This is a genomic window from Aeromonas sp. R3-1 (assembly GCF_040908345.1).
In the GTDB taxonomy this organism is placed as follows: Bacteria; Pseudomonadota; Gammaproteobacteria; order Enterobacterales; family Aeromonadaceae; genus Aeromonas; species Aeromonas veronii.
Genome location: NZ_JBFODN010000229.1, coordinates 1 through 10,441 on the forward strand (window position 1 = coordinate 1; position 10,441 = coordinate 10,441).

Sequence of the window (10,441 nt, forward strand, 5' to 3'; positions counted from 1 at the left end):
AGCGTTACGGAAAAGGCGTAAATATCAAAACATGTTTGCATGAGGCGCTGGGGCGCCCCATGCAACACGTAATTGGGACATAGCCTTTTTTATTGGCACAAAAACAGGTCACAGCGGCTCGCATCATCTCGCCAAGGGGTCTGCCGACCGCTAGAATAGCGCCGCCCCGCAGGCTGTGATCTGCGATGGCACCTTTTTCTCTTTTCTGGAACAGACCGCTTATGTCTATGAATGACGAAATGCACAGCGTCGAGGAACTGCTCGATACCGCCCTCGAACTCTTTATGGAGCTGGCCTCTGACAACCTGCCGGAGCAGGAGATCGCCCGCTTCAATCAGGAGTTCAACGATCGCGGCCTGCTGGCCGAAACTGATCCGGCCGATGACTGGGAAGCGGACGTAGGTTTTGCGGTGAGCGACACAGACTATGCCGAGATCTGGGTTGGCCTTGGCAATGAAGAACAAGAGTATGAGCATCTGTTTGCCCGCATGCTGCTCTCCCGCCGTGTTGACGAGAAGTTCTGCCACATCGAATGGCTGCCCCAATAATTCCGGATCCCGATGATCCCAGCCACTATCAGTGGGAGTCTGGCCCTGACGCCGTGGCCCCAGTGCGCGCATCTGCATCGTTTGGGCGCCGGGTGTTGAGGTGGGCAGGCAAGATCGCGCTGGCCGGGCTGCTCTGCTCGGTCGGCTCGGTCGCCTTGCTGCGTTTTATCGATCCGCCGATGTGGAGCTGGCGTATCGAGCGGGCCCTCTTTCCGCCCGCCAAGATCACCCAGGTGCGCCATCAATGGGTAGATCTGGAGTCCATCTCCAAGGAGCTGCAACTGGCGGTCATCGCCGCCGAGGATCAGCGCTTTGCCGATCACAACGGCTTTGACATGGATGCCATCAACGCCGCGCTCAAGCACAACCAGCACAGCGAACGGGTGCGCGGCGCCAGCACCCTCAGCCAGCAGACCGCCAAGAACCTCTTTATGTGGAGTGATCGCAGCTTCCTGCGCAAGGGGCTGGAGGCCTGGTTTACCCTGCTGATGGAGCTGGGTTGGGACAAGGCCCGCATTCTCGAGGTCTATCTCAATATCGTGGAGTTCGGCCCCGGCATCTATGGCGCCGAAGCCGCCGCCCGCACCTACTTTGGCAAACCGGCCAGCCGCTTGACCCGCTACGAGTCATCTCTGCTGGCAGCCGCCCTGCCCAATCCGTGGCGTTATCGGGTCAAGCCCCCGTCACCCTATGTGCAGAAGCGCTCGGTCTGGATCCGCCGCCAGATGGGACAACTGGGTCAGATCACCCTCAATCGGGTGCATCAGGCCGACTGATCCTCAGGGCTCATCGGGTTTCTCCGGTGGGCCCAGATGGCCGCCCACCGTCTCGCGGTGAAGCGGCAGATAGTGCCACCACCAGGCCTCGCGCCGTCGCTTGATCTGTTGCCGCCGTCCCCGCTGCTTCATCCCCTCACTCCCTGCCAGATGATCCGCGCCTTAACCATACTCCCCCAACGGCAACTTGGACAGGCCAGCCACGCCCGGCGCACTGGTCTGGCCGCCACAGCCAATAATTGTTACAGTAGCGAACCTCGATGTATCTGGAGTGATTTCATGGAACAGCGTACCCCGGATCAGCTGGTCGAATGGGCCTATGATCAGTTTCTTGAGCAGGCCGCCGATATGCTGGCCCCCGAACAAATAGTCGACATCACCCTGGAGTTTGAGCAGCGTGGCGCCGTGGAGGCGACTCTGCCCAATGCCGACTGGTCGACCGAGCTGGGTGAGCCGGTCGATATGGAGCGCTGGGTCGAAGTGTGGGTCGGTTTGCTGGATCATCAGGATGAGTTTGAGGTGATCTTCGCCACCTTCCTGCTGCCCCGTCTACTGACCGAAGATCAAGTGCATGTGCGCTGGCATCGCCAGCAGCAGGCATAAAAAAGGCGCCATCGGCGCCTTTCTTGTTTCTGTGCACTCTATTATTGCTGTTCTCTGCTAATCCTGCGCCGCGATGGCCTTGGCCAGACAGCGGCGGCACCAGCAAGCGCTGGCCTCCTGCATCGGCAATACCGGCAACTGGCTGCACCAGCACTGGGCGATGGTCTGACCGGCAGAGACGGCGCAATAGGCCGGTTCGCCACACCCCGGGCAGCGGTGGGTGCTTTTCGAGCCATCCAGCTCGGCCATCACCGCCAGCTGGGCCTTGCTATCCATCGCCGACCAGTGGCCGATCTCGGTCAGGGTGCGGCCACAACCAATGCAAAGCCCGTCTTTCGCCTTGCAGAGGCCAACACAGGGACTCGGCATCTTATTCGCTATCCACTGCCGAGTCGGTCTCTGTGGCCACCAGAGTGATGGCGTTATCTTCGATGACAATCTTGCCCTGCTTGTAGAGGCCGCCGATCGCCTTCTTGAAAGTGCCCTTGCTCATGCTGAACAGCTTGTAGATGAGCTCGGGTTCGCTCTTGTCACCCACCGCCAGACTGCCGCCCTGCTTTTTCATCCGGCTCAGAATGCGCTCACCGGCATCATCAACCCGCGCCAGACCCGGCTTTTGCAGGGTCAGATCGAGCTTGCCATCTTCGCGCACCTGCTTGACCCAGGCGGTTTGCGGCCGACCGGTCATCACCCGGCCAAACACTTCGTTCTTGAACAGCATGCCGGGATACTGACCGTTGACGATCACCTTGATACCCAAGGGCGAGTGCTCCCCCGGTAGCGCGGTCACTTCGTCACCAACCTTGAAGTTGCTGCCGGCCGGGGTCAGGAAACGCTCGATGCGGCTGGTACCGACCATGCGCCCTTCGTTATCCAGTTGCAGACGCACCAGATAAACGTGGCCCACCTGCATCGGCTTGTTCTGCTCGCGGCTGGGCACAAACAGATCCTTTTTCATGCCCCAGTCGAGGAAAGCACCAATCTTGTTGGCATTGACCACTTTCAGACCGGCAAATTCGTCCACCATGGCAAATGGCTTGTCGGTGGTGATCACCGGTTCGCAGTCGGCATCCAGATAGAGGAAGACCTGCACGCTATCCCCCTCTTTCACCCCTTCCGGCAGTTGACGTTTGGGCAGCAGCAGTTCACCGTACTCATCGGCCGCAAGCCAGGCGCCACGGTCTTCGAGTTCAACAACGGTGAGGGTGTTCATCTTGCCAATCTGTATCATGGTGCTCTCTTTTTTCATTACCCGGATGGGCCAACTGAACATGGCCCCTATGGGCGCGCATGTTACCTCAAGAGCGGTGATCCGGCCTAGTCCCCAAGCCACCACTGGCCGCTCTTTCGCCCTTATCTTATCCGCCAATGGTGATTAAATCGCCAAACAGGCGGCCATTTGCTGCAAATAACCCCACTTTTAGGTAGACTTCGCGGCTGTTCAAATCCAGAGGAACTGTCGATGAACCCATCCACTCGTACCCGCCATCTTAATCAATGGATCCAGAGCCACAGCGATCAGGACATGACCTACCCAGCCCTGCACGGTTTTCTCTGTGCTCGTCTGGTGGGGCCGGAAAGCCCTGACTGGCAACACCCGCTGGCTGGTCTGCTGGAACAGGATGCCGAGTTGGATGAAAAAAGCGCAGAAGCCCTCAACCACCTGATCGCCGAGCTGGAATCCCAGGCTGACGACGCCCAGCTGGCCCTGCCGAGTCAATGCCGCCTGCCCAGCGATAACCCCGAGCAGGTGTTCGAGCAGAGCCATCCCCTCGGTCAATGGTGTTATGGCTTCAGCATGGGTTTTGCCACCTGGCCCAAGCCGAAGGATTTGAACGACCCGACCACCCAGTACCGCTTCAGTCTGGCCGCCGAGCTGAGCCTGTTTCGCGACAAGCAGATGGCCCAGATGCTCTATAGCGCAGCCGCCAGCGAACTCCCCTTTGTCGAGTTCTGCAAACGACAGCGCCAGAATATGAAAACCGCCCTCAACCAGTTGCTCAACCTCGACCAGTATCAGGCCGCCCCCAGCGCTGATGTGGCCCTCAATGGCGAGCAGGCCCAACAGTGGCAGACCTGGTTCGAGCTGGCCGACAGCTGCCGCGATCATCAGGCCCGCCTCGGCTGGTTCGAGAAGATCATCACCGATGCCACTCCGCTCTTTGACGACGCCTTCTGGCAGCAAATCGCCGGCCACGGCTGGAGTGCCCCCGAGCTGCGCCCTCTGCTGGCCGCCAGAGCCGGCCGCGCCGACTGCCTGCTGCGCCTTGGCAAGCTGGGCGAGGCCAAAGCGGAGTATCTGGCGCTGCTGACAATCTGCGTGGCCGATGAGCTGGGTTGCCGCTACAACCTCTCCACCCTCTATGCACTGCAAGGGGATTGGCAGGCGTTGGCCGCCCTGCTGGTGCGCTTCGATGAAGCCTCCAGCTGGTTGCTCTATAACAAGGCGCTGATGGTCTTTGCTACCGAGGGTGCCGAGGCAGCCAAGCCCCATCTGCTGGTCGCCATCGAGGCCAACCCGCACATTCCGGCCTGCCTGCTGGGTCAGCGCAAGCTGCCCAAACAGGAGCCACAAAGCTGGCAAGCGGGCAGCCGAGACGAGGCCGCGCTCTACGCCATCCACACTCGTGAGGCCTGGCTCAAGCAGAACGCCCTCATCTGGTTGCGTAAAGGCTGAACAGCGTTGGCTTAAAATCCCGTCGGTCAGACCCGGTTTTTCCTTGAGGGCGTGCGCCACCGCACATTTCATCGCAACCGGGTCAGACAAATCAGCTTGAGTTTCGTATCATCAATGTCAAAGTATCAAAAGAAACTGCATCTGATGCAGCCGTCACAGCAGGGTGTAATATGTCAAAAATCATAGCGTTACTCGCTCACTACCCGCCCTATCAGTTGGTACATGCCGCCGAGATGCTACGGGATACCTTCGAACAGTTTTATGAACAGCGTTACCAGCTGACCGTGCCGCAATGGCGCCTGATGATGGTGCTCGGCCCCAACTACCCCATCAGCCAGAAAGAGCTGGTCGAGGCGAGCGGCATGGACAAGGTGCGCATCTCCCGCGAGATCCGCCGTCTGGTCGAAAAAGGGATCATCTTTACCGAGAGCAGCGAGCAGGATAAACGCATCAGCCTGGTCTCCCTTACCAATGCCGGGCTCGCCCTCTTCCTGCAACTCAAGAGCGAAGCGGGCAGCTGGCAACATACCCTGACCGACTATCTGCCAAGCGAATCCCGCGAGGCGATCCGCCAGCATCTGCACAGCGTCAGCGCCGCCATCGAGCAGCTGCAATCACTGGATCGGGAGAAATAATCATGGATTTGAAAAAGTTCGCCACCATGGACATCAACATGCTGCTGAGCGTCGTCAATATGCAGCTGCGTGATCGCTATGACGATCTGGATGATCTCTGCAAGGCGCAGGAGATCGATCAGGCAGCACTGGAAGCTCGGCTCGCCAGCGGCGATTTTCACTACCAGCCAGCGCAGAAACAGTTCAGATAAAGAGAGCTAGCGGGATCGGGATCACAGCGCCAGTGATGGCGCTGGCTCTGCGGTAAAAACCTGATATGGTCTGAAAAGACCCAACAGGGTGATGCACGGATACATCACCCTGTCACAAGAGGGCATTAAAATCGTTTCAGGTGAGCAAACCAAGGATGACCCCATGATATTGATGACCCGACAGAGCCTGTTGATCACGCTCTGTACCCTGTTGATGATCAGCCTCTTCACGCCCCACTTGCCGCAAAGTACCGAACAGTGGCTGACCACCCTCTTGCTTGGCCTGCTGGTCGCGGTGGCATTGCTGCTGGTGCGCGGTTGTCGCCGCTTTATGATGGAGTAGTGACTCCGCCGGAACGTCTGTACCGACCGCTTGCCGCGATACTCTCTGTAGCAACAACGTCTGTCGCAATCATATCTAACCAAAAAACAAACGCAGCCTGATGGCTGCGTTCTTGTATCTGGCGGGGCAACCCCTTGAAGAGATAACCCCAGACGGGATCGAGAGCCCTTATAGAGAGAGCCCTTAGATAGCCAGAGCCTCAAGCTGCGCTTTGGCCGCTTCCATCCCCTTGCTCTGGGCATCCGGACCCATACCCATCCCCTCGGCGTAGATGAAATCCACCTCTTTGATACCGATGAAACCGAGCACGGTACGCATGTAGGGAGTGACCAGATCGGTGGCACTGCCAACGTGCATGCCGCCACGAGGGCTGATCACCAGCGCACGGGTATTTTCAACCATACCGACCGGACCGGTCTCGGTATAGCGGAAGGTGACGCCAGCACGAGCCACCAGATCGATCCAGTTTTTCAGCTGGGTCGGGATGTTGAAGTTGTACATGGGGGCCGCAATCACCACCAGATCGCTTGCTTTGAGCTCGGCGATCAGCTCGTCAGACTGGGCGATCACCGCCAGTTGACGTTCATTGAGGTTATCACCACCGCGCAGGCCGGAGGCCAGCTCGCCATCCAGCACCGGCAGGTTGAGGGCCGCCAGATCACGCACGGTGACTGCATCATCCTGATGATCAGCCAGGAAGCCGTCGATCAGGGCGTTGGATTGGGAATATTGACCCAGGATGCTGGATTTGAGTACGAGGATATTGGCCATGGTGAAACTCCATTTGGTTGTCGGTTGAACAGCGTTGCTGTCGATGGAGGTCACTCTAAACATTGTGCTTATTTGCTGATAGCGAAAATAGATGCTCAACTTGTTCAAAATTTTTGATGCAAGGCCACTTCCTCGCCAGCCAACCCTGCGGCCGCGCTTCAACCCTTGGCAGAACAAACGATTGCCGTTATGATCCGCCGCACTTTTTTCCAGCGACCCGGATCCCATGATACCCTCGCGCAGGCACTCTCCTTTGGCCGGTGCAGTCTGGATGATGGTGGCAGGACTCTGCTTCGCCGCCGTCAACAGCCTGAGCCAGTATGTCAGCTTCAAGCTTGGCCTCCCATCGACCCAAGTCGCTTTCCATCAATACCTGATCGCCCTGATCTGCCTGCTGCCCTGGCTGGTTCGTCACGGCCTGCGCCAATCCCTGATGACCAATCAGTTCCGGTTGCACCTGTTGCGGGTATTGCTGGCGGTGATCGGCATCCAGCTCTGGCTCTGGGCACTGGCGTACCCCGTCCCCATCTGGCAGGGGATCGCCCTGCTGATGACCTCACCGCTGTTTGCCACCCTGGGCTCCGCGCTGCTGCTCAAGGAGCAGGTGAGCCGCACCCGCATTCTGGCCACCCTGGCGGGCTTTGCCGGCGCCATGCTGATCCTTGCCCCCTGGACTGACGAGTTCAACTGGGCCTCCCTGCTGCCGGTGGCGGCGGCGCTATTCTGGGCAGGTTACTCCCTGATGGTGCGCTATCAGGCGGCCAACGAATCATCCCACACCATTGTGGTCTACCTGCTTATTTTCAGTACCCCGTTCAACGTCATGCTGGCCCTGCCGGAGTGGCAGTGGCCAAGCGAGAGCCAGTGGCTGCTGGTAGCCGCTTCCGGCGTGCTGACGGCGCTGGCCCAGATGTCCATCGCTCGCGCTTACAGCGTGGCGGAGGCCTCCTTCGTACAACCTTTCGATTTTGCCAAGCTGCCGATGAACGTGCTGGCGGGCTGGCTGGTATTTGGCTGGGCGCCCCCAGGCCGTCTGTGGCTTGGCGCCGCCATCATCATTGGCGCCATTACCTTGCTGACCCATCTGGAGCAGCGCGCTCACAAACCCGTTTCCTGAGGTACGCCATGCGTGCCTCTTTTTTTGTCCGCTATTCGTGTAATAGCGATCATCAACAATGACCATCGACATCAGGAGAGATCGTATGTTTGGAACCGCAACCCGCCCCGGCGCAACCCGTGCCCTGCTGCTGGGCTCCGGCGAACTTGGCAAGGAGGTCGCCATCGAGTTGCAACGGTTCGGGATCGAAGTGATCGCCGCCGACCGCTATGCCAATGCCCCCGCCATGCAGGTGGCCCATGCCGCCCGGGTGCTGGATATGCTCGATGGCGCCGCCCTGCGCGAGCTGGTTGCCGAGATCAAACCCGACCTCATCATCCCCGAGATTGAAGCGATTGCCACCGATACCCTTGCTGCCCTTGAGCAAGAAGGGGTCAAGGTAGTGCCCAACGCCCGCGCTACACAGCTCACCATGAACCGGGAAGGGATCCGCCGCCTCGCCGCCGAGACGCTGGGTCTGCCCACCTCCCCCTACCGCTTTGCCCAGAGCAAGGAGGAGTTTGTCGCCGCAGTTGAAGCCATCGGCCTGCCCTGCGTGGTGAAACCTGTGATGAGTTCGTCCGGCAAGGGGCAGAGTGTACTACGCGATCTCGCCAAGCTCGATGAGAGCTGGACCTACGCCCAGGAAGGTGGCCGCGCCGGTCGTGGCAAGGTGATCGTCGAGGGCTTCGTTCCCTTCGAGTACGAGATCACCCTGCTCACGGTACGGGCCGTCGATGGCATTCACTTCTGCGAGCCGATCGGCCACCGTCAGGAAGATGGCGACTACCGCGAATCCTGGCAGCCGCAGGTGATGAGCGAGCTGGCGCTGGCCCGATCCAAAGAGGTAGCGGCCAAGGTGGTCGAGGCCCTCGGTGGTTACGGCCTGTTCGGAGTCGAGCTCTTTATAAAAGGCGATGAAGTGTGGTTCAGCGAAGTCTCGCCGCGCCCCCACGATACCGGCATGGTGACCCTGATCTCTCAGGATCTCTCCGAGTTCGCCCTGCACGTGCGCGCCATTCTGGGGCTGCCGGTCGGCACCATCACCCAGTACGGGCCGAGCGCCTCCGCCGTGGTACTGCGCGAAGGGCACAGCCAGGATATCCGCTATCAGGGAATTGGTGAGGCATTGACGCTGGTGCCGGGCGCCCAGCTGCGGCTATTTGGCAAGCCGGAGATCGCCGGTCGCCGCCGTCTTGGCGTGGCGCTGGCCCGCGCAGCGGATTGCCAGGATGCGGTGGAAAAAGCCAAAGCCGTGGCCGCCAAGGTCGAAGTACTGTTCTAAGGGCTTTTTTGCCACAGCAAAACAAACGTTTGCCGATGTGATCGGGCGCAAGGGGCATGGCAATGCCCCTTTTGCATTTCCCCGTCAGGCTTATAATCCCCTCTTCAAATTTGTCAGGAGTACAAGATGTTAGCTGCCGTGATCTTCGATATGGATGGTGTTCTGATCGACTCGGAACCCTTTTGGCAACGGGCCCAAATCGCCGTTTTCTCCGAACTGGGTCACCCCCACACCGTCGAGGATTGTGAGTCGACCATCGGCGTGCGCATCGATCAGCTGGTTGCCCACTGGTATCGCCTGCGCCCGTGGAGCGGCCCGACTCAGGAAGAGGTAGTGCAGCGCATTCTGGATCGGGTCAACGCCCTGATCCTCTCCGAAGGTCAGGCCAAAGCCGGTGTGCTGGAGGCGCTCGACCTTATCGAAGCCCGCGGCCTGAAAGTGGGTCTGGCCACCTCTTCCCCCTTTGCGATGGTAGAAGCGGTGCTCGGCAAACTCGGCATTCGCGATCGCTTTATGGCGGTGCACTCCGCAGAGGTGGAGCGTTTCGGCAAACCGCACCCGGATGTCTATATCCACGCCGCCGAGAAACTGGGGGTAGATCCGGTTCATTGTCTGGCCATCGAAGACAGTTTTACCGGCCTGCTGGCGGCCAAGGCGGCCTCCATGACAGCGCTGATCGTGCCGGATCCCGCTTTAGTGGGTGACCCACGCTTGGCCATCGCCAACTACCAGCTGAGCTCGCTGGCCGAGCTGAATAGCGAGATGCTGGCCAGCTGGGTCAAGTAGCGCCTGTCGGCGCCTTGCTGCGCTCGCGTTCTCATATCCGCAGGGGGCATCCAGCCCCCTGTGATTGCCAAACAACCGTTGGCAATTCCCCTCTTTTCACCTGTCATTCACAACCAGATTGTTCCTCTCACACACGACCACTCCAGCCGGTTGCACCTTGCCATCGTTCAGGCTTGATCTCTGTCATAAACGTGCGTTTGCTCGCGGTTAACCCCCTGCAGCCCGACTAGAATCAGGGTAGATAGGCGGCCTCAGGGCCCGAGGAGGTTATCATGATCGAGTACACCAGCAAGCGCATCGTCTGCCCCCACTGCGGTCACCATACCCGGGTCGAGCTGGATGCCAGCCAGGGTGATCAGGAGTTTTACGAAGATTGCATGGCCTGTTGCAATCCGATCCACCTGCGGCTTCACCGCGACGAAGCCCGCGACTGCCTGCAACTCTTTGTGGATGCCGACGACGAGCAACTGTTTTGATTGCGAGTCACAAAAGGCCGAGCAGCTGTTTTGCCTGCAAGTCGCAAAGAGCTGAGCAGATGTTGTGCCTGCGAGCCATAGAAAGTTGAGTGGATATTTTCACCATGTAAATAACAAGGGCCTGCACACTGCAGGCCCTTGCTTATGAGGCGATTGACACCGAGCCGTTTCCTTTCAGTTACCCCCGCGTGCCGCCAGTACCCGCTCCACCGTATCGACGATGGCCTGAGTCTGGGGATCGATCTCGATATTGG

General features: G+C 59.3%; 15 protein-coding genes and 1 pseudogene. 11 read left to right on the forward strand and 5 right to left on the reverse strand.

Features of this window, described 5'->3' with window-relative positions:
* Nucleotides 1-221 precede the first annotated feature (221 nt).
* Together AB5Y85_RS14715 and mtgA are read left to right on the forward strand one after the other, a co-directional pair.
* The gene (locus AB5Y85_RS14715; protein ID WP_005352317.1) at nucleotides 222-548 is read left to right on the forward strand and encodes an HI1450 family dsDNA-mimic protein; all 327 of its coding nucleotides are present in this window, start codon (nucleotides 222-224) and stop codon (nucleotides 546-548) included.
* Nucleotides 533-1,324 (forward strand): monofunctional biosynthetic peptidoglycan transglycosylase, encoded by a 792-nt coding sequence (gene mtgA / locus AB5Y85_RS14720; protein WP_162517549.1) that lies wholly within the window; start codon nucleotides 533-535, stop codon nucleotides 1,322-1,324. The genes AB5Y85_RS14715 and mtgA overlap by 16 nt, the downstream gene beginning before the upstream one ends.
* A 3-nt stretch (nucleotides 1,325-1,327) precedes the next feature.
* Here mtgA and AB5Y85_RS14725 read toward each other — a convergent pair whose 3' ends face one another.
* A complete protein-coding gene (locus tag AB5Y85_RS14725; protein ID WP_019445852.1) occupies nucleotides 1,328-1,456 on the reverse strand; it encodes a hypothetical protein in 129 nt (42 codons plus the stop codon).
* 147 nt (nucleotides 1,457-1,603) lie between these two features.
* Here AB5Y85_RS14725 and AB5Y85_RS14730 point away from each other — a divergent pair, with 147 nt between their 5' ends.
* The gene (locus tag AB5Y85_RS14730) at nucleotides 1,604-1,927 is read left to right on the forward strand and encodes an HI1450 family dsDNA-mimic protein (RefSeq protein WP_005336851.1); all 324 of its coding nucleotides are present in this window, start codon (nucleotides 1,604-1,606) and stop codon (nucleotides 1,925-1,927) included.
* 57 nt (nucleotides 1,928-1,984) lie between these two features.
* Here AB5Y85_RS14730 and AB5Y85_RS14735 read toward each other — a convergent pair whose 3' ends face one another.
* Nucleotides 1,985-2,296: a DUF1289 domain-containing protein gene (locus tag AB5Y85_RS14735; RefSeq protein WP_257687994.1), complete on the reverse strand. Its 312-nt coding sequence runs from the start codon at nucleotides 2,294-2,296 to the stop codon at nucleotides 1,985-1,987.
* Between the two features lies 1 nt (nucleotide 2,297).
* Entirely contained in the window at nucleotides 2,298-3,158 is an 861-nt protein-coding gene (locus tag AB5Y85_RS14740) for a S1 RNA-binding domain-containing protein (RefSeq protein WP_005336853.1), read from the reverse strand.
* Nucleotides 3,159-3,389: 231 nt separating this feature from the next.
* Here AB5Y85_RS14740 and AB5Y85_RS14745 point away from each other — a divergent pair, with 231 nt between their 5' ends.
* The 4 genes from AB5Y85_RS14745 (at nucleotide 3,390) to AB5Y85_RS14760 (ending at nucleotide 5,773) form a co-directional block, all read left to right on the forward strand.
* Nucleotides 3,390-4,604 (forward strand): UPF0149 family protein, encoded by a 1,215-nt coding sequence (locus tag AB5Y85_RS14745; protein WP_179903824.1) that lies wholly within the window; start codon nucleotides 3,390-3,392, stop codon nucleotides 4,602-4,604.
* A gap of 170 nt (nucleotides 4,605-4,774) precedes the next feature.
* Nucleotides 4,775-5,239 carry a MarR family winged helix-turn-helix transcriptional regulator gene (locus AB5Y85_RS14750; RefSeq protein ID WP_005336856.1) on the forward strand — a complete coding sequence of 155 codons (465 nt, stop codon included), beginning with the start codon at nucleotides 4,775-4,777 and terminating at the stop codon, nucleotides 5,237-5,239.
* Nucleotides 5,240-5,241: 2 nt separating this feature from the next.
* A complete protein-coding gene (locus tag AB5Y85_RS14755; RefSeq protein ID WP_019445848.1) occupies nucleotides 5,242-5,430 on the forward strand; it encodes a DUF4250 domain-containing protein in 189 nt (62 codons plus the stop codon).
* Nucleotides 5,431-5,593: 163 nt separating this feature from the next.
* Complete coding sequence (locus tag AB5Y85_RS14760) at nucleotides 5,594-5,773, forward strand: hypothetical protein (RefSeq protein WP_005336860.1); 180 nt, start codon at nucleotides 5,594-5,596, stop codon at nucleotides 5,771-5,773.
* A 183-nt stretch (nucleotides 5,774-5,956) separates the two neighbouring features.
* On the opposite strand, the gene AB5Y85_RS14765 is transcribed toward AB5Y85_RS14760, so the two are convergent.
* Nucleotides 5,957-6,544, reverse strand: coding sequence for an FMN-dependent NADH-azoreductase (locus tag AB5Y85_RS14765; RefSeq protein WP_005352326.1), 588 nt, complete (start codon nucleotides 6,542-6,544; stop codon nucleotides 5,957-5,959).
* A gap of 226 nt (nucleotides 6,545-6,770) precedes the next feature.
* Between AB5Y85_RS14765 and AB5Y85_RS14770 the strand changes: the two genes are divergently transcribed.
* From AB5Y85_RS14770 to AB5Y85_RS14785, 4 genes are all read left to right on the forward strand, one after another.
* Nucleotides 6,771-7,661, forward strand: a complete 891-nt coding sequence (locus AB5Y85_RS14770) for a DMT family transporter (RefSeq protein WP_069528158.1) — start codon at nucleotides 6,771-6,773, stop codon at nucleotides 7,659-7,661.
* Between the two features lie 85 nt (nucleotides 7,662-7,746).
* Nucleotides 7,747-8,925 (forward strand): formate-dependent phosphoribosylglycinamide formyltransferase, encoded by a 1,179-nt coding sequence (purT, locus tag AB5Y85_RS14775; RefSeq protein WP_257687993.1) that lies wholly within the window; start codon nucleotides 7,747-7,749, stop codon nucleotides 8,923-8,925.
* A 126-nt stretch (nucleotides 8,926-9,051) separates the two neighbouring features.
* Nucleotides 9,052-9,711, forward strand: coding sequence for a hexitol phosphatase HxpB (gene hxpB, locus AB5Y85_RS14780; protein WP_139434572.1), 660 nt, complete (start codon nucleotides 9,052-9,054; stop codon nucleotides 9,709-9,711).
* Between the two features lie 272 nt (nucleotides 9,712-9,983).
* Nucleotides 9,984-10,187, forward strand: a complete 204-nt coding sequence (locus AB5Y85_RS14785) for a CPXCG motif-containing cysteine-rich protein (protein WP_005336871.1) — start codon at nucleotides 9,984-9,986, stop codon at nucleotides 10,185-10,187.
* Nucleotides 10,188-10,361: 174 nt separating this feature from the next.
* On the opposite strand, the pseudogene AB5Y85_RS14790 reads toward AB5Y85_RS14785, so the two are convergent.
* A pseudogene (locus AB5Y85_RS14790) lies at nucleotides 10,362-10,441 on the reverse strand (riboflavin synthase); the annotation flags it as partial.

What these genes read in the sequence shown, in the direction of transcription:
- AB5Y85_RS14760 (WP_005336860.1), top strand. Translation starts at nt 5,594, where the DNA reads ATGATATTGATGACCCGACAGAGCCTGTTGATCACGCTCTGTACCCTG.
- AB5Y85_RS14750 (WP_005336856.1), top strand. Translation starts at nt 4,775, where the DNA reads ATGTCAAAAATCATAGCGTTACTCGCTCACTACCCGCCCTATCAGTTG.
- AB5Y85_RS14765 (WP_005352326.1), bottom strand. Translation starts at nt 6,544, where the DNA reads ATGGCCAATATCCTCGTACTCAAATCCAGCATCCTGGGTCAATATTCC.
- mtgA (WP_162517549.1), top strand. Translation starts at nt 533, where the DNA reads ATGGCTGCCCCAATAATTCCGGATCCCGATGATCCCAGCCACTATCAG.
- AB5Y85_RS14725 (WP_019445852.1), bottom strand. Translation starts at nt 1,456, where the DNA reads ATGAAGCAGCGGGGACGGCGGCAACAGATCAAGCGACGGCGCGAGGCC.
- AB5Y85_RS14740 (WP_005336853.1), bottom strand. Translation starts at nt 3,158, where the DNA reads ATGATACAGATTGGCAAGATGAACACCCTCACCGTTGTTGAACTCGAA.
- AB5Y85_RS14715 (WP_005352317.1), top strand. Translation starts at nt 222, where the DNA reads ATGTCTATGAATGACGAAATGCACAGCGTCGAGGAACTGCTCGATACC.
- AB5Y85_RS14745 (WP_179903824.1), top strand. Translation starts at nt 3,390, where the DNA reads ATGAACCCATCCACTCGTACCCGCCATCTTAATCAATGGATCCAGAGC.
- AB5Y85_RS14730 (WP_005336851.1), top strand. Translation starts at nt 1,604, where the DNA reads ATGGAACAGCGTACCCCGGATCAGCTGGTCGAATGGGCCTATGATCAG.
- AB5Y85_RS14785 (WP_005336871.1), top strand. Translation starts at nt 9,984, where the DNA reads ATGATCGAGTACACCAGCAAGCGCATCGTCTGCCCCCACTGCGGTCAC.
- AB5Y85_RS14770 (WP_069528158.1), top strand. Translation starts at nt 6,771, where the DNA reads ATGATACCCTCGCGCAGGCACTCTCCTTTGGCCGGTGCAGTCTGGATG.
- AB5Y85_RS14735 (WP_257687994.1), bottom strand. Translation starts at nt 2,296, where the DNA reads ATGCCGAGTCCCTGTGTTGGCCTCTGCAAGGCGAAAGACGGGCTTTGC.
- hxpB (WP_139434572.1), top strand. Translation starts at nt 9,052, where the DNA reads ATGTTAGCTGCCGTGATCTTCGATATGGATGGTGTTCTGATCGACTCG.
- purT (WP_257687993.1), top strand. Translation starts at nt 7,747, where the DNA reads ATGTTTGGAACCGCAACCCGCCCCGGCGCAACCCGTGCCCTGCTGCTG.
- AB5Y85_RS14755 (WP_019445848.1), top strand. Translation starts at nt 5,242, where the DNA reads ATGGATTTGAAAAAGTTCGCCACCATGGACATCAACATGCTGCTGAGC.